This window comes from Kribbella capetownensis (assembly GCF_004331485.1).
GTDB lineage: Bacteria > Actinomycetota > Actinomycetes > Propionibacteriales > Kribbellaceae > Kribbella > Kribbella capetownensis.
Genome location: NZ_SJKD01000007.1, coordinates 520455 through 542313 on the forward strand (window position 1 = coordinate 520455; position 21859 = coordinate 542313).

Annotated in this window: 25 protein-coding genes and 1 tRNA gene; 5 read left to right on the plus strand and 21 right to left on the minus strand. The window is 67.0% G+C overall.

Annotated elements, in window-relative coordinates; genetic code table 11:
* Positions 1-142: 142 nt before the first annotated feature.
* The 7 genes from E0H75_RS30540 to E0H75_RS30570 all read right to left on the minus strand — a co-directional run bounded on the left by E0H75_RS30540 (position 143) and on the right by E0H75_RS30570 (position 7123).
* Positions 143-991 (minus strand): DUF11 domain-containing protein, encoded by an 849-nt coding sequence (locus tag E0H75_RS30540; RefSeq protein ID WP_202873242.1) that lies wholly within the window; start codon positions 989-991, stop codon positions 143-145.
* Between the two features lie 139 nt (positions 992-1130).
* The gene (locus E0H75_RS30545) at positions 1131-3650 is read right to left on the minus strand and encodes an ATP-binding protein (protein WP_165554116.1); all 2520 of its coding nucleotides are present in this window, start codon (positions 3648-3650) and stop codon (positions 1131-1133) included.
* Between the two features lie 251 nt (positions 3651-3901).
* A complete protein-coding gene (locus E0H75_RS30550) occupies positions 3902-4627 on the minus strand; it encodes a hypothetical protein (RefSeq protein ID WP_131517125.1) in 726 nt (241 codons plus the stop codon).
* Positions 4624-5154: a SigE family RNA polymerase sigma factor gene (locus E0H75_RS30555; protein WP_131517126.1), complete on the minus strand. Its 531-nt coding sequence runs from the start codon at positions 5152-5154 to the stop codon at positions 4624-4626. The genes E0H75_RS30550 and E0H75_RS30555 overlap by 4 nt, the downstream gene beginning before the upstream one ends.
* 70 nt (positions 5155-5224) lie before the next feature.
* Complete coding sequence (locus tag E0H75_RS30560; RefSeq protein ID WP_131517127.1) at positions 5225-5965, minus strand: TrmH family RNA methyltransferase; 741 nt, start codon at positions 5963-5965, stop codon at positions 5225-5227.
* An 18-nt stretch (positions 5966-5983) separates the two neighbouring features.
* Positions 5984-6277: a DUF4287 domain-containing protein gene (locus E0H75_RS30565; protein WP_131517128.1), complete on the minus strand. Its 294-nt coding sequence runs from the start codon at positions 6275-6277 to the stop codon at positions 5984-5986.
* Between the two features lie 78 nt (positions 6278-6355).
* A complete protein-coding gene (locus E0H75_RS30570; RefSeq protein WP_131517129.1) occupies positions 6356-7123 on the minus strand; it encodes a GAF and ANTAR domain-containing protein in 768 nt (255 codons plus the stop codon).
* A gap of 61 nt (positions 7124-7184) precedes the next feature.
* Here E0H75_RS30570 and E0H75_RS30575 point away from each other — a divergent pair, with 61 nt between their 5' ends.
* Entirely contained in the window at positions 7185-7775 is a 591-nt protein-coding gene (locus tag E0H75_RS30575) for a TetR/AcrR family transcriptional regulator (protein ID WP_131517130.1), read from the plus strand.
* Here the strand turns inward: E0H75_RS30575 and E0H75_RS30580 are convergent.
* Positions 7763-9145 (minus strand): pyridoxal phosphate-dependent decarboxylase family protein, encoded by a 1383-nt coding sequence (locus E0H75_RS30580; RefSeq protein ID WP_131517131.1) that lies wholly within the window; start codon positions 9143-9145, stop codon positions 7763-7765. The two genes, E0H75_RS30575 and E0H75_RS30580, sit on opposite strands and share 13 nt — an antisense overlap.
* A gap of 84 nt (positions 9146-9229) precedes the next feature.
* Between E0H75_RS30580 and E0H75_RS30585 the strand changes: the two genes are divergently transcribed.
* Entirely contained in the window at positions 9230-10423 is a 1194-nt protein-coding gene (locus E0H75_RS30585) for an MFS transporter (RefSeq protein WP_131517132.1), read from the plus strand.
* Here the strand turns inward: E0H75_RS30585 and E0H75_RS30590 are convergent.
* Positions 10389-11558, minus strand: coding sequence for an MFS transporter (locus tag E0H75_RS30590; RefSeq protein ID WP_131517133.1), 1170 nt, complete (start codon positions 11556-11558; stop codon positions 10389-10391). The two genes, E0H75_RS30585 and E0H75_RS30590, sit on opposite strands and share 35 nt — an antisense overlap.
* Positions 11559-11599: 41 nt before the next feature.
* Between E0H75_RS30590 and E0H75_RS30595 the strand changes: the two genes are divergently transcribed.
* Positions 11600-11672: transfer RNA gene (locus E0H75_RS30595), tRNA-Thr, on the plus strand.
* Positions 11673-11699: 27 nt separating this feature from the next.
* Here E0H75_RS30595 and E0H75_RS30600 read toward each other — a convergent pair.
* From E0H75_RS30600 to E0H75_RS30655, 12 genes are all read right to left on the minus strand, one after another.
* Positions 11700-12938 carry a helix-turn-helix domain-containing protein gene (locus E0H75_RS30600; protein ID WP_165554118.1) on the minus strand — a complete coding sequence of 413 codons (1239 nt, stop codon included), beginning with the start codon at positions 12936-12938 and terminating at the stop codon, positions 11700-11702.
* 248 nt (positions 12939-13186) lie between these two features.
* A complete protein-coding gene (locus E0H75_RS30605) occupies positions 13187-13378 on the minus strand; it encodes a helix-turn-helix transcriptional regulator (RefSeq protein WP_131517136.1) in 192 nt (63 codons plus the stop codon).
* Positions 13379-13403: 25 nt separating this feature from the next.
* Positions 13404-14960 carry a replication initiator gene (locus E0H75_RS44715; RefSeq protein WP_202873243.1) on the minus strand — a complete coding sequence of 519 codons (1557 nt, stop codon included), beginning with the start codon at positions 14958-14960 and terminating at the stop codon, positions 13404-13406.
* Positions 14961-15012: 52 nt separating this feature from the next.
* A complete protein-coding gene (locus E0H75_RS30615; protein ID WP_131517138.1) occupies positions 15013-15297 on the minus strand; it encodes a hypothetical protein in 285 nt (94 codons plus the stop codon).
* 98 nt (positions 15298-15395) lie between these two features.
* The gene (locus E0H75_RS30620; protein ID WP_131517140.1) at positions 15396-16409 is read right to left on the minus strand and encodes a hypothetical protein; all 1014 of its coding nucleotides are present in this window, start codon (positions 16407-16409) and stop codon (positions 15396-15398) included.
* A complete protein-coding gene (locus E0H75_RS30625; protein ID WP_131517142.1) occupies positions 16409-16690 on the minus strand; it encodes a hypothetical protein in 282 nt (93 codons plus the stop codon). Before E0H75_RS30625 ends, E0H75_RS30620 begins: the two co-directional genes overlap by 1 nt.
* A complete protein-coding gene (locus E0H75_RS30630; RefSeq protein WP_131517144.1) occupies positions 16687-17004 on the minus strand; it encodes a hypothetical protein in 318 nt (105 codons plus the stop codon). The genes E0H75_RS30625 and E0H75_RS30630 overlap by 4 nt, the downstream gene beginning before the upstream one ends.
* Positions 17001-17210 carry a hypothetical protein gene (locus tag E0H75_RS30635; RefSeq protein WP_131517146.1) on the minus strand — a complete coding sequence of 70 codons (210 nt, stop codon included), beginning with the start codon at positions 17208-17210 and terminating at the stop codon, positions 17001-17003. The genes E0H75_RS30630 and E0H75_RS30635 overlap by 4 nt, the downstream gene beginning before the upstream one ends.
* Positions 17207-18025 (minus strand): FtsK/SpoIIIE domain-containing protein, encoded by an 819-nt coding sequence (locus E0H75_RS30640; protein ID WP_238163354.1) that lies wholly within the window; start codon positions 18023-18025, stop codon positions 17207-17209. The genes E0H75_RS30635 and E0H75_RS30640 overlap by 4 nt, the downstream gene beginning before the upstream one ends.
* Before the next feature lie 16 nt (positions 18026-18041).
* Complete coding sequence (locus tag E0H75_RS30645; protein ID WP_131517149.1) at positions 18042-18887, minus strand: hypothetical protein; 846 nt, start codon at positions 18885-18887, stop codon at positions 18042-18044.
* A 124-nt stretch (positions 18888-19011) separates the two neighbouring features.
* Positions 19012-19347: a hypothetical protein gene (locus E0H75_RS30650; protein WP_131517151.1), complete on the minus strand. Its 336-nt coding sequence runs from the start codon at positions 19345-19347 to the stop codon at positions 19012-19014.
* Positions 19348-19408: 61 nt separating this feature from the next.
* Positions 19409-19678, minus strand: a complete 270-nt coding sequence (locus E0H75_RS30655; RefSeq protein WP_238163355.1) for a hypothetical protein — start codon at positions 19676-19678, stop codon at positions 19409-19411.
* A gap of 282 nt (positions 19679-19960) precedes the next feature.
* Between E0H75_RS30655 and E0H75_RS30660 the strand changes: the two genes are divergently transcribed.
* Both E0H75_RS30660 and E0H75_RS30665 read left to right on the plus strand, forming a co-directional pair.
* Positions 19961-20716 carry a GntR family transcriptional regulator gene (locus E0H75_RS30660; RefSeq protein WP_131517154.1) on the plus strand — a complete coding sequence of 252 codons (756 nt, stop codon included), beginning with the start codon at positions 19961-19963 and terminating at the stop codon, positions 20714-20716.
* A 118-nt stretch (positions 20717-20834) separates the two neighbouring features.
* Positions 20835-21605 carry a hypothetical protein gene (locus E0H75_RS30665; RefSeq protein WP_131517155.1) on the plus strand — a complete coding sequence of 257 codons (771 nt, stop codon included), beginning with the start codon at positions 20835-20837 and terminating at the stop codon, positions 21603-21605.
* The last annotated feature ends 254 nt before the right edge of the window (positions 21606-21859 follow it).

Sequence of the window (21859 nt, forward strand, 5' to 3'; positions counted from 1 at the left end):
GTGCTCACTAATGCACACTTAAACGTTAACCTGGACCGTAAACCCGCGCCACCCATCGATGCAAGGCGTAAACCACGAAAAGACCGGCGACCGCGGGACTCGAGAACCCGCGGCCGCCGGCCGGATGTGACCTACCAGCTGATCAGCAGCGCACCATCAGGCTGGTCAGTGCCGTGCAGGTCCGGCTGGCCTCGTCGTTGCCGGCCGCCGGGTCGTCCGGCGAGCTCGCCGTCCGCTCGGCGGTGGCGACCAGCTTCCCGATCGTGAGCAGGCCTGCGTCGGCCGCGAACGTCCGGGTCACACTCGCGCCACTGGCCAGCGAGCCCACATCACAGTTCACAGTCCGCGTCGTCCCCACTCGCGTGCAGCTGCCACCGGCGTACAGCAGCCGGTTCGGATACGTGCCGACCACGCGGACGTCGGTCGCCGCGGACGGACCGTTGTTCTTGATCGTGACCGTGTAGGTGATCCGCGAGATGAGCAGCGTCCGCACCGACGCGGTCATGCTGACCGCGATGTCGGCGTTCGTCGCGGCCGGCTCGATCGTCAGCGACGGCCCGTCCAGGATCTCGAACGCGTAGTTCTCCCCGATGAACTGGTGCTGGAGCTGGATGGTCCCGGCCGGAGCGTCGTCCTTCACCCGGAACGTCCAGTGCAGCGTCACGGACTCGCCGGCCTTCACCTCGTGGAACCCGCCGCGGACGCTGCTGCCCAGCGTGTCGCAGGCGTACGCCTCCGGGCACGCCACGATGTCGATCAGGCTCGGCAGCGACGCCGGCTCCTTGGCGTACAGTCCTGCCTTCGCACCGATGATGTCGAAGTCGCGGTCGTTGTTCAGAGTCTGAGTGATCGTGAAGGTCTGCCCCGGAGCCACCGAGGTCGTACCGACCGAGATCTCACTCGACGGCGGCGCGGCCGCCGCCACCTGGGCGCCGGTCACCAGCCCCGCCCCCACCAGCGCCGTGACCAGCGCAGCACGAATCGTCCTCAAAGCACGCACAGTAAAGCCCCCCACTCCAATGAACCCCAGACATGCTTCTGCCCCCACAGAACCGCCGACGGCGGTGAGAAGAGTATGGAGTCCTTTCGGGGCCTCGCACAACCACTGAGCGCTACCATCCGTCCCGGACTCAGAGCCGGGCCAGCAGCTCCTCGACCCGCATCGACCGGCCGGCCCGGCGGTGGTCCTCCCACTCCGCCCGCGACATCACGCCGTTGATGAGGGCAACCGCCTCCTCGAGTTCCTCTTCCAGGTAGGGGTTCACGATCCCCAGCCGCTCGCCCATCGCCTCCTCGGCACCGAACAGGTGCGCGGCCCCGACCGGATCGCCTTCCCGGATCAGGATGTTCATCGCCGTGTTGGCGAACGCCAGGGTGAGACTCGGGCTTCCCATGGCGAGGATGGTCCTGGCCAGCTGACGGACCAGTTCGCCCGCCTCGGCGACACGGCCGGCGACCACCAGCAGGAAGGCCAGGTTCTGCCCCTGTACGGCGGCTTCGTACACGTCACCGAGCGTCTCGTAGAGCCCGATCGACTCGCGCAGCAGCGCCTCGGCGCGCTCGAGCCGGTCCAGTTCCTCCTCGATGCCACCCAAGTTGCCGAGAACCCGGGCCAGCCGGCTCTTGTCATCCAGGTGGCGATGCAACTCGAGCGCTTCCTCGAGAGTGCGTTCGGCCGCGTGCACCTCACCTTGCTGGCGTTGCGCCGTACCGACGAGGGTCAGGGCGAACGCGATGCCGGGACGGTCGTCCAGGGCTCTGGACATCTCGAGACTTCGCTGCGCGATCTCGTGGGCCTGATCGGTTTCGCCCTGGAGGAGAAGGAGATTGCCGAGGCCGCGCAGGCAGGCGGCGAGGTCCGCCGACGGATGGGCGGTCTGCGCGACGACCTGCTCGTGCCACCGCCGGCTCTCGGCGATGTAACCGGCCATCAGCCAGGCCCAGCCCAGGGCGGCGCAGAGGCGACGGCTCGTCGGAATGTCGGCCGAGGTCGACCAGGTCAGCGCGGCGCGGAAGTTGTCGAACTCGGACTCGGCCAGTTCGAGGGCCGTGTTGTGCCGGGATTCCCGCAGGGCTTGGAGATTCTCGGCGACGCCGGTGTAGTACGACGCGTGGGCCGCACGCACCGCATCGGCCTCGTCGGTGGCCTCCAGTTCGTCGCCGGCGTAGTGGCGGATCGTCTGCAGCAACTCGATCCGGCTGCGCCCCTCCGGACCTTCGGAGATCGTGATCAGGTTGGCGTCGTTGAGCTCCGCGACCGCGTCGAGCGGATCCTCGGCATCGCATGCGACGGCGGTGATCGCGGCGAGGTCGGCGCCGCCGGAGAAGACGGCGAGGCGGCGAAAGATGCGGCGATGCTCCGGACTGAGGAGCCCGTACGACCACGCGATCGTGTCCCGCAACGTCCGCTGCCGGTCCGGTGTGACGCTGCTCGTGGAGGCGATGTCGAGCCTCTGGTCGACACGACTGAGCAACTCGCTGACGCTGAGCACACGAACGCGCGGAGCACACAACTCAATGGCCAGCGGCAGCCCGTCGAGGTGACGGCAGATGGCCACCACGTCCCCGACATTGCCCGGGCCGAGAGTGAATCGGGGCTGAACCGCCTGCGCGCGTTGGACGAACAGCTGTACGGCGGGCGAATCCTCTGCGGCCGCGTCCAGCGGCATCACCGGATGCTGATGCTCGGCCATCAGTCCGAGCGGCCGCCGTGACGTCGCGATGACTTCGACCTGCGGCGCCCGTTCGATGATCTGGGCAACGACCGTGGCAGCGCCGTCCACCTGCTCCAGGTTGTCGAGGACCAGCAACAGCGAACGATGCGCCAGGTACGACGTCAGCCGCGCGGGACTGCGCTCGCGCGGGGGTACGTCGAGGACCTCGGCGATCGACGTCCACATCACCTGCTCCGACGTCACTGCGGCGAGCGGTACGAAGTACACGCCACCGGGGAACTGGTTCGTCAGCTCGGCGGCCACGGACATCGCGAGTCGCGTCTTGCCCGCACCGCCGGGTCCGGTGAGCGTGACCAGCCGGATCTCCGGTTGCCGGATCAGCCCGGTCAGGCGCGCGAGGTCGGGATCCCTTCCCAGCAAGGGATTCGCGGGCACCGGCAGGCTGCTCGCCATGCCGACAGTGCGCGGTGGTGGGAAGTCCTGGTCGAGGCCGGCGACCGTCACCTGGAAGAGGCGCTCGGGCTCGGGAATGTCCTTCAGGTGATGCCTGCCGAGATCCCGCAACGACGCACCCTGGGGAAGTTGCGCGATGTCGCCGGTCGCGGCGGAGATCACCACCTGACCGCCGTGCGCGGACCCCGCGATCCGCGCCGCCAGGTGGACGTCCATGCCCCAGTAGTCGTCCTCGTACACGCCCGGGGTCCCGGTGTGGATCCCCATCCGCACCCGTAACCGCTCCCCGCCCGGCCACCGGTTCCCCGCCAGCCGCCGCTGCCCCTCGACCGCCGCCCCGACCGCGCTGTCAGCCGTCGGGAAGACCACGAAGAAGCTGTCCCCCTCGGTGCCGAGCTCGATCCCGCCGTACTCGTCCCACACCCCGCGCAGGATCCGGCGATGCCCCTTCAACGCCTCGAGGTACTGCTCCCCCAACCGGCGCAGGAGCATGGTCGAGCCCTCGATGTCCGTGAACACCATCGAGACCGTCCCTGCCGGCAATCCCCCACCCACACCGCCAGTCTCGACCCCCGGGTCGCGCCACGTCGAGAACCATCGTGGCCTTCGTTTTGTGGATGGGCCCTTCGCCACCGTCGTTGCCGCCGTACCGTCCGGCGCGAGACGGTAGACAGGCACCGCCGGAAACCCCCCACTCCGGCATTGCATTGTGCTTGGCCGCACAATTCAGAAGAGCCCGTCGCATCCCCCCGCGGTCGGGCTCTTCGTCTGTCTCAGCGGTGCGCGGCGACGTACTCGCCCTGGCCCGGATACCGGAACTTGACCACGGCTCCCGGGATCGGTCCGGGCCACGGGGACAGTTCGACCCGACGGTAGGCGTAGAAGCCGTTCTTGACCGTCGCGACCCCGACATGACCGTCGTCCGTCTGGACAGTGACCTTCGGAGTGCCCTGGACGACGCCGAACACGGTCGTCACGCTGGCCGGTCCGGTGACTCCGCGCCCCTCGGCGGCGGACTTCCGCAGTACGACGCCCTGCACGGAGCCGCCGGGTACGACCGACTCGCCGGCGCCGTTGCCCCACTCGGTCGTGCAGAACGCGACGACCTTGGGGTCGGCCGGGGACCGGCGTACGACGGACATGCCGAACGTGTCCCGGACGTCGACCACGACCGGCCAGCTCCAGGCCGAGACAGTGTCGCCGTTGGACTTGGTGCAGAGTCCGGTGCTGCCGCCTGCAGGGACGACCAGCTTCGCCGGCCTCTGCCCCTGCGTCGTGGCAGGTGCCGCGGGCGGCGTGGACGAGCGTTCCCGGGCGTCGACGGCGACGGTGGTGGCGCCGGCGATGACGACGACCGCCGCGGCGGCGGCGATCGAGGCCATGATCCGGCGCTTGCGCACATCCCGGCGACCGGCGCGCAGCAGACCGTCCACGTTCGGGACGTACGGCGCCTCCCGGTCGGTTGCCTCGGTCATCAAGTCTTTGAGTTCGCTGGTCATATCAGCCTCCCGGTTCCGGCGAGGTTGAGGTCGGCCAGGGCTGGATGCACCCGGAGCTTGTCCAGGGCACGCATCGTCTGGCTCTTCACGGTCCCGGGGCGGCAGCCCAGGACTTCGGCGGTCTCGTCGACGGAGAGTTCGTCGAAGTACCGCAGGACGACGCAGGCCCGCTGCCGAGCGGGAAGCTCGGCCAGCGCCTGCATGATCATGATCCGGCTCTCGAGTACGTCGAGCGGATCGGCGGGATCGGCCTCGGCGGCGAAGTAGCCGTCGCCCCCGACGACCTCGGTGCTCGACCGGCGACGGAGTCCGTCCAGGGTGGTGCAGACCACCACCTTGCGGGCGTAGGCGCCGACGCCGCCCTTGCGCTGCAGCCGGGGCCACATCCGGTACATCCGGATCAGCGCCTCCTGCGTCGCGTCCTCGGCCCGGCGGCGGTCACCGCACAGCAGGTACGCCGTACGGCACAGAGCGTTCGCGTGATGGGTGACGAAGTCGACGTACTCGCTCTCGGCCTCGCTGTTCACGCTCACCTCCTGGCACGGTGCACTGTCCCGGTATCAACGCATCGGCGCCGGCATCGGGTTGCACGGCCGATCAGCGATTCGTGACCTCGAAGGCTACGACAGCCGCGGCGACCGCGACGTTCAGGGACTCGACACCGGCGTGCAGCGGGATCTGGAGGTCGGAGTCGGTCGACACGGTGATGCCGTTGGTCTCGCCGCCGAGGACGTAGACGGCGCGCGGCGCGAGCTCGGCCTTGAACAGGGAGTCGTGCGAGCGGGCGGACAGGCCGTACACGTGGTAGCCGGCCGTGCGCAGCAGGTCGACGGCCGCTTTCGCGGTCGAGGTGTTCACGATCGGGGCCTGGAACGCGATCCCGGCCGACGCCTTGATCACCAGCGGACCGACGTGCGGTGTCCCGGCGCGCGGCAGGATCACGCCGTCGAAGCCGGCGCCGGTCGCGGTCCGCAGGATCATCCCGACGTTGCCCGGGTTCGTGACGCCGTCCAGCAGGAAGACGTTCGTCGGGCGGCCGCCGCGCGCCCGGACGAACTCCTCCAGCGGCGTCATCCGCGGCGCGTCCACGTCCGCGACCACACCCTGGTCGTGCTTGCCGTTCCCGGCCAGCCACTTCACCCGGCTCGCCGTCGCGCGCTCGACCGGCGTCCCGTACTTGTCGGCCGCGCGCAGGATCTCCTGCAGCGAACCCCCGGTGGCGTTGTCCGCCACCACCACCTTCGCCACCGACAGCGCGGGATCGTGCAGCGCCTCGAGCACAGGCTTGCGCCCGTAGATCGTGATCCACTTGTCCCGCGGTGACCTCTTCGAATCCACCCGCTTACGGTACGCCGTTCAGCCGGCCGGGTTCGTCGCCTTCCCGTCCAGCCACAAGGTGTCCGACGGGTCCCGGTGGGTGCCCGAGCTGCCGACGTGCTTGTCGCTGATCCCCGGGCCGTTCTTGATCACGTGCACCAGCGCCATCGCGTGCCCGCGGCCGAGGTCGTAGTCGGCCTTCAGCCAGTCGCAGATCACGCCGGCCTTCACGCCCGGAGCGTCGTACCCGCGCTCCTTCGCCTGGTCGACCAGCGCCCGCGGGGTCTGGCCGGTCTTCTCCTCGATCTTGTCCAAGTACGCCTGGAACGACATCAGTGCAGCCTCCTCGTGACCGGCGCCTCCTGCGCCGTGCATCACTGCGTCGAGCGGCCGGGCCGGAAATCGACAGGGTCACTCGTCGGAGTTCAGGCCGTACTTGCGCAGCGTCTCGTTGAGCTTGCCCTTGTTCTGCGCCTCGACCAGCTCGAGGGACAGCTGCCGCAGCTTGACGTTGGTGTCCTGCGAACAGCGCTTGAGTACGTCGAACGCCACCGTCGCGGTGACGCCGTACCGGTGCATCAGAACACCCTGGGCCTGACCGATGACCGTCCGCGTGCCGAGCGCCGTCCGCAACTGCTCGATCAGCGTCCGGCTGTCGTTGAAGAGCTGCACGTTGTCGAACGCGACCCCGGCGTGCATCGCGAAGAGCAGCACGATGTCGTACGACGTACTGCCGAAGGCATCCGCCTTGTCCGAGAGCAGGCTGAACGCGGCTGCCGCGTCACCCGCGGCCGGCAGCGGAAGGAACACGCAGCTGCGGTAACCGGCGTTGATCGCGGCGGCGCTGAACTCGGGCCAGCGGTGATCGGCGGCCAGGTCGCCGATCCGGCGCGGCTCGCCGTACGTGAGGGCGTCGAACAGCGGGCCGCCGCCCTTGGTCAGCTGCTCGGCCAGCGTCGACCGGACCGGTTCGGCCATCGGGTCGGCGGTCTTGTGATGGCGCGCGACGATCTCGGCCGAGCCCTCCGCGAGCACCGTGATCACGGCCTCCTCGCAGTCCGGCACGGTCAGCACGACCCGGTGCACGAACCGGCCCAGCGTGGTCGGGACGTCATCGTCCTCGACCAGCCGGCTCACTTCGGCCAATTCCTGCGCCAGCTCGAGAATCCCCTCACCCATAGGACCATCATGCGCCTCCGTTTCTGGGTTCAGGACCCCAGAAGCGGCTAGTCTCGATGAGGTGGACGATGGACTGACCCCGAAGGGCCGGGCGACCCGGGCCCGGATCCTCGCCGCCACGGCCGAACTGGTCCGGCGCAAGGGCGTCACGCAGACCCAGCTGGACGACGTACGCCGGGCTGCCGGCGTGAGCGGATCGCAGCTGACGCACTACTTCCACGACAAGCGGACGCTGATCGACGACGTGATCGCTTGGCAGGCCGACGCCGTCGCGAACCACGAGCCGGCGCTCGACTCGTTCGCGGCCTGGCATCGCTGGGCCGACCAGATCGTCGCACGGCACACCGGGCGGAAGTTCCAGGGTGGCTGCGATTTCGGCTCACTCGCCGGGCAACTGGTGGAGTCGAGCCCGCGGACGCGTTCCCACCTCGCCGACGGGTACGGCCGCTGGCTCGACCGCTTTCGGCGCGACCTCGCTGCCATGCGTGACCAGGCGCTGCTTCGCGCCGACGCCGACCCGGATGCGCTGGCCCACACCATGCTTGCGGCGATGCAGGGCGGCGTACTGCTGGCTCAGACCCTCCGCCGGCCGGAGCCGCTCCGGGACTCGCTCGACGCCGCCCTCGCCCGGCTCGAGTCCTACGCGCGTTGAACTTGGTCTCGGCACTGCAGTACAGCCGCCGCCGAGCGGTCGATGTCGGACTCGTCGGTCGTCCAGTTGGAGACCGAGATCCGCATCGCCGCTTTGCCCTGCCAGGTGGTGCCCGACATCCAGCAGGTGCCTTCGTCCTGCACCGCGCGGACCACTCGCCGGGTCAGCTCGTCGTCGTCGTCGAAACGGACCAGCACCTGGTTGAGCACGACGTCGTTCAGTACGGCGACCCCATTGGCAGCCAACGTGTCCGCGAACCGCCGTGCCATCGCGTGACACCGATCGACGATCTCGGCGATCCCCGATCGCCCGAGGGCGCGGATGGCGGCGTACACGGCGAACCCGCGCGCCCGGCGGGAGAACTCCGGGTTGTAGTCCAGCGAGTCGCGTTCGCCGTTCTCGTCCTGGATCAGGTACGCCGCCCGGATGGACATGGCGGCGCGATGCGGCTCGGGGTGGGCGCAGAAGACGAGGCCGGAGTCGTACGGGACGTTCAGCCACTTGTGCGCGTCGGTCGCCCAGGAATCGGCGCGGTCGATGCCGTCGACGAGACTTCGCAGCGTCGGGCTCACTGTGGCCCAGATGCCGAAAGCACCGTCGACATGTACCCAGGCGCCTTTGTCGTGCGCGAGGTCGCAGATCGTCTTGACGGGATCGAAGGCGCCCGTGTTCACGTTGCCGGCTTGGGCGCAGACGATCTGCGGGCCGCCTTCTTGCAGCGCTTGGTGTAGTGCGTCGGCTCGCATCCGGCCCTGGTCGTCGACGGCGATCGGGACGATCGAACTCGTGCCCAGGCCGAGGAACCGCAGGGCGCGGTCGATCGTGTCGTGGCGCTCTGCCCCGGCCAGCACTCGGATCGGGGGTGCGCCGATCAGGCCGTCGCGCTCGACGTCCCAGCCGACCCGCCGCAGTACCTCGTGCCGGGCAGCGGCCAGGCCGGTGAAGTTGGCCATCTGCGCGCCGGTGACGAAGCCGACCGACGTACCTCTCGGCAGGCCGAACAGCTCGACCAGCCAGTCCGCCGTGACCTCCTCGACCACAGCCGCCGCGGGGGAGGCGGCGTACAGGCCGGCGTTCTGGTCCCAGGTCGTGGTGAGCCAGTCGGCGGCGAGCGACGCCGGGGTCGCGCCGCCGAACACGAAGCCGAAGAACCGGCCGCTGCCACTCGGCAACAGTCCGTCCTCGACTCCCTTCGCGAGGTGCGCGATCACGTCCCGAGGTTCGCTCGGTCCGGTCGGCAGTTCGCCGCCGAGTGCTTGCCGGAGCTCGGCCGCGGTCGCGCGCGGGCCTACCCGGCGCTCCGGCAGCCCGGCCAGGTACGTCGTCGCCCGCTCGTACGCCTCGCCGAGGGGCCCATCCCAATCCACCATGCCTCTTTTGTACTGCGGGATCGTGTGACAACGCGTGTGACGGCACTACAGTTCGGGCAGGTCTGAGGGTCTGGAGGGACGCGGATGGCGCGAGTGGTGACCGGGAGTCGCTGGGCGGCGATCGTCGGTTATTCCCTGGTCGGGGCGGCCACCCAGCTCGTCTGGCTCAACTTCGCGGGCGTGACCACCGTCGCGGCGGCGCACTACGGCGTCTCCGAGAGCGCGATCGGATGGCTCGCCCAGGTCTTCCCGCTGCTGTACGTCTTGCTGGCGCTCCCGTGCGGCCTGATCCTCGACCGGTGGTTCCGCTCTGGCCTGCTCTTGGGTGCTGCGCTGACCGCTCTTGGCGCCTGCCTGCGATTGATTGGGGACGACTTCGGCTGGCTGCTGGCCGGGCAGATCGTTGCCTCGATTGCCCAACCGCTCGTCCTGAACGCCGTCACCGGCATCACCGGCCGCTACCTCTCCCCCCGGCATCGTCCGACCGGTATTGCCGTGGGTACCGCCAGCATCTTCGCCGGCATGATGATCGCGTTCATCCTCGACGCCGTCTTCACCACCGGCGACTCCCTGTCGACCATGCTGACGGTGACCGCGATCTACTGTGTGGTCGCCGCCCTGATCCTAACCGTTGCCCTACGCAACGAAGGCCCACATGCCCCCGCGGCGGCTACCCCGTCGCCCGACCGGGGCGCTCTCGAGATCGCCTGGGGCGACCCTCTGATCCGCCGGCTCTGCGTCCTCGCGATCTTCCCGTTCGGCGTCTTCGTCGCCATGACCACCTTCGCCCAGGCCCTGCTGGAACCGGCTGGTGTCTCCGGCGGCACCGCCAGCACGATCCTCCTGATCACCGTCATCGCCGGCGTCCTCGGCAGCGCCATCATCCCGATCGTCGTGGTCCGGCGGAACGCCGAATCCGCGCTCCTCGTGCTGAGCCTGACCGTCACCTCCATCGCCTGCATCGTGCTGGCGTTCGCCCCCGGAGTACTGACCGGTTTCCTCGCCATCACGCTCATCGGCCTGCTCCTCCTGCCCGCTCTTCCGATCGTCCTCGAACTCGTCGAACGCCGTACCGGCGAAGCAGAAGGCACCGCCGCCGGCCTGATCTGGATGTCCGGCAACCTCGGCGGCCTCCTCGTCGCGACCGCCGTCGGTCTCCTCGTCGACCACCCGACTGCGGCCTTCCTCCTGATGGCGGTGATCCCGCTGATCGCCGTACCCGGTGCCCGTGCCCTGCGCCGGCCTATCGCCGAACTGCGAGCGCAGCCACAGCCGTAGCCGCCAGTCCACCGATGCCCGCGGCAACGAACGTGACCCGCGCGTCGGTGTGCTCGAGCAGCAGCCCGCCGAGGACGTACGACACCCCGGCGGCCAGGCCGATAGCGCCGTACAGGTTGCCGAAGACACGACTCCGCATGTGCGGCGGCACGATGCGCTGCAGATGAGTGTTGATCCCCACGTCAACGCCCGCGATCCCGAATCCCCGAATCACCTGCAGCGCCAACGCGGCCCACACCGCCCAGGCAAGACCCGTGACCAGGTTCCCCAGGCTGCTCACCGCGAACCCGAGCAGGATCAGCGTCGTCATCCGGAACCTGCTCGCGTACCGCGCCAGTACCGCGAACCCGAGGATGAGTCCGATGCCGACCCCGGCGTACAGCGCCGACGCCGCCGAATCGCTCGCGCCCAGCTCGTCCTTGGACAGGAATACCATCGCGACGTCGTCCACCCCGTTGAACGCCACCGTGGCGAAGAACGCGATCCCGATGACGCGCACAGCCTTCGTCTGCCAGATGTATGTCAGCCCGTCCCGCGCATCCTTGAGTACGCCGGTCCCCGCCCACCCTTCAGGTGCCATTCTCGGTAACCGGCTCAACAACACCGCCGACACCAGGAACGTCGCCGCATCGATCAACAAGATCCCGCGAACGTCCGTCACCAGGAACAACGCCGCAGCAATCAGCGGGCCGATCGCCTCGAGCCCATTGGTCCCAGCCCCCAGCGCGGAGTTCGCCGACTCCAGATCCTCATCCCGCACCAGCGCCGGCACCGCACTGCGCGAACTCGCCTGGAACACCTGCGCCACGACACTCCGTACGGCAACCATCACCAGCAACACCGGCAACGGCGGCAAGGTGACGGCCATCACGACCACCAGCGCACCCTGCAGTACGTCGCACGTCACCATCACCCGGCGCAGGTCGAACCGATCCCCCACCACCCCCGCGAACGCCCCGAACAACCCCGGCGTCAGATCCCCCGCCAGCAACAACAACGCCACCGCCAACGCCGCCCCCGTCGACGCCTCGACGTACAGCAACAACGCCACCAGCCCCAGCGAGTCCCCCAGAAACGACACCGCCCGAGCCACCCACAACACCCGAAACCCACGTGCCTCCCGCAGCACCCCCATAGCCCCACCTCCCATCCCCTAAGATGGTCCAGCAAACACCCGCCGGTGTGGCGCAACTGGCAGCGCACCGCTCTTGTAAAGCGGTGGTTAGGGGTTCGAGTCCCCTCACCGGCTCTCTGACCTGGGAAGATGCCTCGGAGGTCATGAACCAGAGACCTCCGGGCCATGGTTTACCCCATGGGTTTCCGCCTCCGAAGCACCCGGCATGACCTTGTCGAGCGCCTGGGCGGCCTCCGGGTTCCGGGCCTTGCGACCGAAGTACACGTCCTGTGTCATCGACGGGCGCGACTGCCCGAGTTGGTCGGCAACCTGCCGCGCGGTTTGGCCGGCCTCATCGAGGACGGTCGCTGTCGTCTTGCGGAAGACGTGTGAGGTGACCCACGCCAGTTCGTCGGCGACTGAGGGTTCACAGGCGCGTGCGACGAGGTCGAGGACGGACCCACGGACGGTGCGCGGTGTCCGGTAGAGATCCAGTAGCCGCTTCGCCTCCGATGGGTCGACTCGCACGCGGGCGGTCTCGACCAGGCTGACTCGGTTCTTCGACCATCCCAGCCGACGTGCGGCCTCCGTCTGAGTCATGCCAGCTTCGCGGCGGGCCTTCCGCAACTCCTGTCCGAGTTCGCGGCGGAGCTGGCTGCCGATGGGCTGTCGAGCTAGCCGAAGATCCTGCCGGACGTTGTTGGGGTCCCGGAAACCGGCCAAGGCATCGGGGAACACGGGGCTGTCCAGTCGAATCCCGACGCTGAACCGCCGTTCCAGCATGGCGATAGCCCAGGACGGCAAGCTGAGCACGCGGTTGCCCGCGCGAGACTTGGTGCGTCGTCGGACCAATCCCTGCCCTGGCACCCTGTTGATCTGCGATGTGATCGCGACCTCTTTGGAGTCGAGGTCCACGTCGGCCCAGAGGACGGCGAGGGACTCCGCAATTCGAACTCCGGTAGCGAGCAGGAAGAGCGAGAGGTCAGGGATATCTGCCCGCACGGCTCGTTCGTCCTTCGACACCATCGCAAACCATGCTTCCCGCTCGTGCGCAGTCAGTGCACGAGGTGCCTTCTTCGGTGCGGCCTCGATGGACTCAAGCTCACGGACGGGGTTCGAGCGGATCGCCCCATGACGAACGGCGAGCGACAGGATGCCCGAGAGGACGCTCTTGCACGTCTTGGCCGAGACCCCACCGACTTCGTCCTTGATGGCCGTGATGACCTTGTCCAGGAGCGGCGTTGTCGCCTCACCGAGTCGGACCTCACCGATGCGCGACAACAGATTGGTCTTGAACTGCTGCTGGTAGGTGTAGAGCGTCCCGGGTGACCGCTTGCCGTCCTTGACCATCGATTCGAGTTTCGCAAAGTACACATCGGCTGCCGCCGAGATCCGGGTCATCGATGTGAGCATGCCGGACCGTGCGAGTTGTGCTCGCTCCTTCAGCTTGTTCTGAAGGTTGTTCTCGGCCGCAGTCTTGGTCTTCCCGTTCGCCTCGACCTGCCGGGTGGTGCCGTCGAAGTCACGGAAGTACGCGACGGATCGGTAACTGTCCGCCTTACCCTTCTTGTCGACGTGGTCGACGTACGTGCGGATCTTGCCCCACGAACCGAGTTCAAGTGGTTTCCTTGGCATCGATCGATTCCCGTCTACGATGCCGACTTTTGCGCGTTGAACCAGGCAACTACTTCATCCGGGTCGTAACGCAGGTGCTTGCCGATACGAACCGCCGCAGGACCGTAGCCCTGGCAGCGCCACTTGTAGAGGGTCTTCACGGGCACACCCAGATAGACCGAGACATCGTCCACGGTCCATCGTCGTTCGAGACTTGCCACCATCATCACTTCCTCCTTTGACAGTTACGTGTCACGCGTTGTTGTTCTCGGCAAATAGTTCCTTGACGAGGCGTCGGTGTTCGCGGGCTTTGGCGGCGGCGGTGTTGGCGAGGAGTGCGTCGCCGATGGTCTTCCAGCCAGTGTTGGCGTAGGTGAAGTTGCCGACGATGAGGGTTGTCTCTACGTCGTCGGTGTGGTCGGCGGTGCGGTGGTGGTCGCGTCGCCAGTTGGCGCGGGCCTCGCGGAGGGCTTTGAGGGTGGTGGAGTACTGGCGGGACTTGGTGGAGAAGTGGCCGCCGAACCCGAGCATGTGTGCCCACTTCTGGAGTCGCCGGTAGGAGAGACGTCCGGAGTTCTTGGCGGCTTCTGCTTGGTCGAGGTCGGAGCCGGGGCGTCCGAGTCGCCAGCAGGCGTCGACCAATCGGCCGGCGTGGGTGTGTTGGGTGGCGTACCGGTTGACGGTGGCGTTGGTGAGGCGTGCGGATGAGTGGCCGGTGGCTTCGGCGCCTTTGGTGGCGTACTTGGCGAGGTAGCCCGCGACGGCGGTTTCGGTGATCGCTCCGTCGACGGCTTGCCGGACGGGGCGTACGTCGAGTTGGGTGCCCCACTCGATGAGCCAGCCGTTTGGGTTGTCGGGGTGCGGCAACGACCGGAAACGGACGCCAGCGGCAGCGCGGCGGATCGCGTCGGCGAGCATGGTGAAGGTCGCGGCGCACGCCGGGGGCTCGAGGACGGTCGGGTCGAGCGGGTTGACGCCGTCCAGTCGCATGAGCGCGTGGAAGTGCGCGACGCCGCGTGCCTGCATTTCGGCGACCTTGCCGTAGGACAGCTTGACGGCGATGCCGTGGTCGCGGCCCCAGGCGCGGAGGATGTCTTTGGCGCGGTCCATGGTGCGTCGCCACAGTTCGCCGGACAGGGCGTTCCAGACCACTTGGTGGTCGTGGTCGTAGCAGTCCAGGCACAGTGGCGTGCCGAGGATCTTCTCGCCGTCGCGGTGGGTCTGGTGGCAGCGCAGGTCGATGCCGTGCGGGCAGTGGTCGGGGTTGCGGCGGGGGCGGCAGGGCCGGTTGCGGAGTTGGCCGTCGCGGGTGCGGATGGTGCGGGTGCCGTGGACGGGGCCGAAGGTGGGGGCGGTGAAGGTGACGAACGCGGACGGATGCTGCACGACGGTGGTGGGGATGCCTTTGCCGCCGGTGAGGCCGGCGAGGACGAGTTGGTAGGTGTCGCCGCGGTAGGTCTTTGCGCAGGAGGGGCAGACGGCGGCGCGGCGGTTGCCGCAGGCTTTGTAGATGACGCCGTCGGGCATGTCGTCGGTGTGCCGGGTGGAGATGATCCGTCCGGTGCGGGTCGACACGATGTGGGACTCGCCGCGGAGCTGGATCGGCCGGACGCAGCCGCCGGCGGATCCGGTGTGTTCGAGCCAGGCGTCGTAGTCGGCCGTGGTGGCGGCGCGTTGGATGGCGTGTTCGAGGCCGGAGGCGGGGTTGTAGCGCTTGCCGGGGTCGACGGTGGGCCGATGGGTCTCGATCGTGACGAGCGGGTCTTGGAGGCCGCTCGGCGGCTGTATGGGGGTGGCGGTGACAGTCACGGGGCGGCTCCTCCTTCCCGGGTTGGTGATGTGGTGGTTTGACGCTTACGTGTCAGGCGACGGGTGCGGGCGCGGGTTCGAATTCGGGGGTGCCGAACATCTGATATCCGCAGCCCATGCAGTAGCGGCCGACGACGCGGTACGGGTCAGGGTTGGCGGCGGGGTTGATCTGGACGACGAGGGCGTACTCGTCGCCGGGTTCGAGGACGGTGGGGCACCAGTCGTGGTCGCCGTAGTGGTCGGAGGCAACCCAGTCGCAGAGGAACTGGTGGTCAGCGATAGCGCGGTAGGCCATCAGGTTGGCGTAGGCGTTGATGTCGACTGGACTCGCGGTCATGTCGGGTGCTCCGTTCGCTGAGTTGGGTGTTCGGTGTTCGCCCTCGTCTCCGGGACCCCGTGGATTCCGGAGAGGAGAGCCAGCAACGAACCGGGTGGCTATTCGTCGGGTTCGAAGGTGGAGTCGCAGATGCCGCAGGTGATCTCGCCTTCGGCGAGCACTGCTTTGGCGACGCGGATCCGGCGTGGGCATTGGCACGCGCAGGCGACGGCGTTGGTGTTCTTCTTGGCCTGTCCGCCGAGGGCTTCGGGGTGGCGGTAGGCGATGAGCGCCTTCTTCAGGTCGGCGAGGACGCTGTTGTAGATGGTGGCTGTCTCCTTGCGGAGGGTGCAGGGCGACCAGCCGATCTTGGGATCTTTGGTGGCGTCGAGGCCGAGCTCGGAGGCGAGGTCGGCGAACTTCTGGTTATGCCACCGCCCTTGCCGACTCGTGTCTTTGATCTCGCGGACATCGGCGAGAGCGTGTGCGGCTTCGTGCAGCAGGGTGGTGAAGACCTCGTCGACGGGTCGTTGGAGTCCTTCGCCGGAGATGAGGACTTCGGCCAGGCGTTGTTCGCCGTGCTGCCACCGGGTCGGCGCGAAGTGCCCGTACTTGGCGTGTTTGGTGGCGGTGCCGGAGCCGACGATGATCACGACGGCCGGGACGTCGGTGTGGTTGGCGCGGATGGCTGCCCACGCGGTTTCGAGGGCGAGGACCAGTTCCGCGGTGGTGTATTCGGTTTGACGCTTACGTGTCAGCCGCGCCGTGGGCGACCCGGTCCGGGTCCTCGGACTCGTGGTCTTCTTGGCCCGTTTGACGGTGACGGTGACGGCGGGATGGCTTGCTCCGGTGGAGCATTCGCGGAGCTTGTTGCGGACCGCAATCAGTGACGCGTAGCCGGTGGCCCGGCCGCCCTCGGTGGACCGGACGTGATCCATCCGCTTCTGCACGGCATCGAGCGCCGCCGTGGGGTTGCCCGAGTAGGTGGCGGTGGTCTTGGTGACCGTCCAGCCGGTGAGGCCCGTCAGGGCGGTGATGTTGTGTGGTGTCAGTCCGGTGAGCTTGGTCGTGGTGGCCGGCCGTTCCGAGCTGGCCGCTGTCACGGTGACTGGATTGATGGTTGTGGTGGACATCAGCCGTCTCCGATCCACTTCGAGCGAAGATCGGTCTGGACGCTGTTCTTGAGGTCGAAGACGAACCCGAACAGGTCGAGTGCTTCGGCGTAGGCCGGGTCGTCGACGATGATGTCCTCGTCGGTGGTGCCGAGGTGTTGCTCGGCCTCCTCGCAGATGGCGTCGCAGTAGTCGAGGACGTCGTTGAAGACGGCTTGCATGGCGTGGTCGAGTCGCCGGAAACGAGCTGCCCGCCGTTTGGTGACGGCAGTCTGCTCAGCGATCTGGGTGGTGTGGGTCATGGTTGTTCTCCGGTCCAGTCGTCGGGGACGTAGAGCGGCTCTTGGGTCCAGTGGTCTGTTTGGGTGGCGTGCCGGACCTGGTGCTCCTCGAGGAGTGCGCGGGCTTCGTAGAGCGCGTCGATCAGGTGGCTGAGTGCGGTGACGGAGCCGGTGATGAGTTCGATCTCGATGGGTGCGTTGCCCAGGTCGATCACGACTTTGGGTGTCTGGCCGTTGCAGGCGAGGTTGATGCCGGCCACTGAGTGGTCGGTGAAGTCGTAGCCGACGATGATGCGGTCTTCGCGTTCGCCGCCGGATGCGTCGTAGTAGGTCATGACGACACCTCGCGGGTGATGTAGGCGCGTTGCCAGGAGCCGTTGTGGGCTTGGCGGTTGCGGAGTGCGGACCAGCACACGCCGCAGCGGTGGGGTTGGCTGGGTGAGTAGACGAAGGCTCCGCAGTCGTGGAGCCATCCGGTGTTGCCGTCGTGGTCGCGGACGGTGGTGAAGACGTCGGCGGGGAAGGGTTTGACGGTGATCATGCGGCCCTCCGGAGGTGAGCGGCGCGACGGACGATCTGGTTGATCTGCTCGTCTTCGAGCAGCGCTGTCTTGATGCGGCGGGGGAATCCGCCTTCGGCGCGGAGCAGTCCGACGCCGAGGGCTTCGGGTTCGATGTCCACGGCGGTGTGACCTTGGGAGGCCCAGCCGGTGCCGAGGATGATGTCCGAGCTGGAGTCGGTGGCACAGCGGAACGCGAGCCGATAGCCGAACAGGTCCCGCAGTGAGGTCGGGACAATGTCAGCGCTCGGGCGCTGTGTGGATGCGATCGTGATGATGCCTGCGGCGCGGCCACGCGCGACGACGTCTCGCACGAGGATGCGGAACTCTTCTTGCTGGTCCTTGGTGCCTACGGTGACGGTGAAGTACGCCAGCTCATCGATGCACAGGAGCTTGGCGCGGAAGCCGTCGCCGGGGACGATCTTCTTACGGCCGGTGCGGGCCAGGTGCAGGTAGCGTTCATCCAGGTCGCCTTGAAGGTCCCGGAGGACGCGAAGCGCTTTGCGCATGTCGTTGCCGACGAACTCTTCGGCAACCGGTGCGTACGGCAACAGCTCGACAATCTTGCCGTCGATGAGGATGAGATCCACGTCGGTGCACAGGGCGGCGTGGGCGACGATGTTGCCTTGGGCTACGGATTTGCCCGCGCCGGGTTCACCACCGATGAGGATGTTGCGGTACGGCATGCCAACGCGTACGGGCTTGCCGCGAGTATCGAGGCCCAGGTAGGTCGGGTTGTAGATGGACAGTGCACTCTTGGGTGCGGGGGTGGCCCCCGGCGCGAGCCGGGGGAACACCTGGTTGGGTTTGAAGCTAGACATAGTCGGACACGTCTTCTCCGTTGGCGCCCAAGATCACCGTTTGGCTGTCGTTCACGGCAGCGGTGGTCTTGGTTCTGGTGGTTTTGGTGCGGGTCTCGCCCGAGGTGCCGGATTTGGCCGGCGGTTGGCGGGTGGACTCGTCGAGGACGGGGTCTGGCGTGATGAAGGCCAAGACGGCGTCGTCGGCGACTGCCGCTTCGGGCATGTCGCTGGTGTCGTTGAGCAGAGGTGAAACGATGTGCTTCTTCGACAGCGGGTCGCGGCGGTCGATGTCGATCCGCACGAGCGCGGCGTTGCGCTTGTGTCGTGCGATGACCGCTGAGCGTGCCCAGCACGCCGAGGCGAGGGTTTCGGACTTGTTGTCGAGGTCTTCGGCCGACAGGCCGGGGCGCATCCACAACCAGACGACCTGTCCGGTCTTGGTGGCGAAGCATCCGATGATGAATGGCAGGTTGCCGGACCAGTTGCGAGTGCGCATCTCGGTCAGGCAGGCCCGGACGCGGTGCCGGGTGATGACGCACCAGACCCGGTTACGGGCGAAGCGGCGAGCGGGGTTGTCGACCAGCAGCCAGCCAGCGGCCAGGATGATCAAGACGACGGTGAACCACACCGGCACGGTGTCGGTGAAGAAGCCGACGATCTGGTTGCCGTGAGCGGCGGTGACGTAGGCGATGGTGGCGAGGGTGAGAAGTTCCCAGCGCCAGCGCCAGATGCACAACGCGATGATGACCGGCAGGGTCTGCGACGGCCGGGTGATGGTTTCGACGGCACCCAGGGCGGTGCCACGACCACGGCGGCCTACTCGACCAGTTCCGCGGTTGCGGGTAGATTTGGGCATGACAAGATCTCCCGATCAGGAGGTTGAGTCAGGAAAGACACGAAGCCGGGAGAGGTTTCCTAGGCCAAAAGCCCGACTTCGTGTCCAGTTCCAGGGAGCGGCCCTTTCGAGGGCCGTTCTTGGGTTACAGGTGGTTCATCGGCGTTGACACGTAGGTGTCAGCCGCGGTGGCCTCCTTCGAAGCCGACTTCCAGACCGCGTACGCGTAGTCGCGTGCGGCGTACAGATCGAGGCGACGGTTGTGCGCCTCGCGGTACAGGTCCAGCAGTTGCCAGAACGCGTCGGATGCGTAGACGGCAACGGCATCGTTGCTGATCGCAACGACAGGTTCAGCCCGGTCCAGGCTGCTGGCGATGCTCTCGTCCAGGTAGACGAGCACCAGTTCGATCTCGACGATTTCGTTGCACTTGGCCACATACTCGGCCTGTGCCTGATTCGCGGTGACGGTTCGATCATCCATCGGTAGCGACATGACTACCCCTTAGCTGAGCAGTTGCACGAAATCACGGGACGAGTGGAGATCAGGCAGACTTGCCCGCGGTCTGCGGGGTGAGGGTCTTGGCCTTGTACGCGACACCGTTCCGCCCATTGGTGGCCCACGGCATGGCTTCGAGCTCGACCGGCACGACGACAGCGCCAACGTTGACCTTCGGCATGGCATTGCCCGCCAGAGTCACGTTGATCACCTCGCCGCCCGTCTCGTCGAGCGCCATCACCTGAACCTGCCAGAGCAGCTCGTTGGTGTTCCGGTCAGCCTTCTGCCGACCGTTCTGGTCCTTCTTCTCCTCCACCGCCTTGGTGACCGTGAACGTCTTGCCCGTGGTGTCGATGGCCAGCTTTATGAGGAATCGCCCTTTCTCGGCGGATACGCATCAGCTAGATGCGGTCGCACACCCTGTGTGTGCTTCGTGCGCGTGCCCGACTCGAACGGACAGAACCACCTCTGGTGACGCGCTAACCACGTAATGCAACATCTCTAGAGATGTCGCTATCTTCTCTAACGTCTCTAGAGATGTCAAGCACATTTGTGGGCCGATTTCGATGCACACGTCGCCCGCTAGTACCGTGGCCATGTGTCTAGAGAAGTAGGCGGCCGAGCGAAGTACCGCGTCATCGCGGACGAGCTGCGTGCTGCCATCAACTCGGGCACGTATGGGCCAGGTGATCGGCTGCCGGGGGAGAACACCCTGATGGAGCACTACGGGGTCGCGCGAATGACGGCGCGCCAGGCGTTGAGCGTGCTTCAGAACGAGGGCCTAACGACTACCCGAAAGGGCTCAGGCGTCTTCGTCCGAGACTTTCGGCCGATCGTGCGGCAGGGGATCGCACGGCTGTCACGCGAGGGATGGGGAACCGGCCGAGGCATCTGGGACAGCGACGATGACAACCGATCGCTGACGGTAGACAAGATCAGGGTTCGCGAGGTGACGGCCAGCGGCTATGTCGCGGACGTATTCGGTCTCGAGGAGGGCGAGCCTGTCGTCAGGCGAGACCGGCGCTACCTCCTCGATGGCCGGCCAGTTCTGCTGGCAGTGTCGTCGTTCCCGGCATCCGTTGTCCGCGGCACCCCTATCGCTGAGAAGAACACGGGTCCCGGTGGCGTGTATGCACGCCTAGCGGAGCTTGGACTCGCCCCAGGCCACTTCCGGGAAGATCTCCGATCCCGCATGCCATCCGACGACGAGGCATCCATCCTCGCCCTCAATCCGGGAACACCAGTGACCACGATCGTACGCACCGCCTACACCGACAACGGGACCCCAGTCGAGGTCAATGAGATGACCCTCGACGCGTCCGCCTACGTCCTCCGCTACGACTTTGATGCGTAGGCGTGACTCAGGTAGCCGACCGGTGACGCCGTAATCCACTATGGTTCAGCGAATCCGAACCAGGTGAGTTGCAGTGAAGGTGCGCCCGTCCCGCCACTCGACATCAAAGGAGGGTGAGATGCCCGGGCAGGCTGGCACGGAGTTCGACCGGAAGGCAGAGGTTGAGCGGCTCCTCGCGCAAGACGACACTGTCCTCGGTCGCCTTTGGCAGTACGACAACCAGGGACTCTCCCCGCAGGAGATGACCGATCGGGAAGGCGTTGCCGGCGTCGGGTGGGTGTCGAACTACCGGAGCCTGGTTCGAGTTCTCCGCGACGGTGAGATACCCAAGAGCCCGAGCATGAGTCTGCAGGGTGCGCGGCGCATCCGGTCTTGGCTCAAGAAGCTCGACCTGAGCCCAGGTCTGCGAGCGGCTCTTGTTGAACAAGAATCACTGCTCATGTCGCGGGCCGAGGACAAGCAGGCCCAGACCGAGGAGGTCGAAGAGGCGGTTGAGGCGAGCAAGGCTGCAGAGGCTGCTGGCACGCCGGGCATCTACGTCTACACGCTGCCGCACTACCTTCGTTACCCCTACGACCCCGAGACAGGTCGGACGCTGCTCAAGGTCGGCCACTCAAGTATCGACGCCCACTACCGTGCGTCGTCCCAGGGACGCCTCACCGCTCTACCCGAGGACCCGATTCTGCTGCGCATATACCCCGTGGAAGCGTCCGCCGATGCGGAGCGCGACTTCCATGCATGGCTTCGAGATGCCGACCATGCAGGCAGCAGGGCGCGTCGTGGCGGCTCGGAGTGGTACGTCACCTCAACTAAGTTCCTCGATCGCATCGCCCGCTCCAAGGGGCTCCAGGTCCAAGTCGTTACCGAGTTCGAGCCTGGCGAAGAATAGGCGAACGGGCACGATTCGGCACGAGGGCCGCCCCTCACCTGGCGTCTGCAGCTTGGTTGGAGGAGCGCCGTACGAGCTCCGCCAATTCCGGCAAGGTCGCAAGGCTCACCTTGACAACCGGGCGCCCCAACAACGTCGTCGTTGTCCTGGTTGAGTGTGATCCGACAACTGATCCGCGACACATGTCCGCCAACTGATGTGCGACATGTGGTCTAGGAAATTGAGGTAGCGGTCCGTGGCCGCTGGCCTTTGAT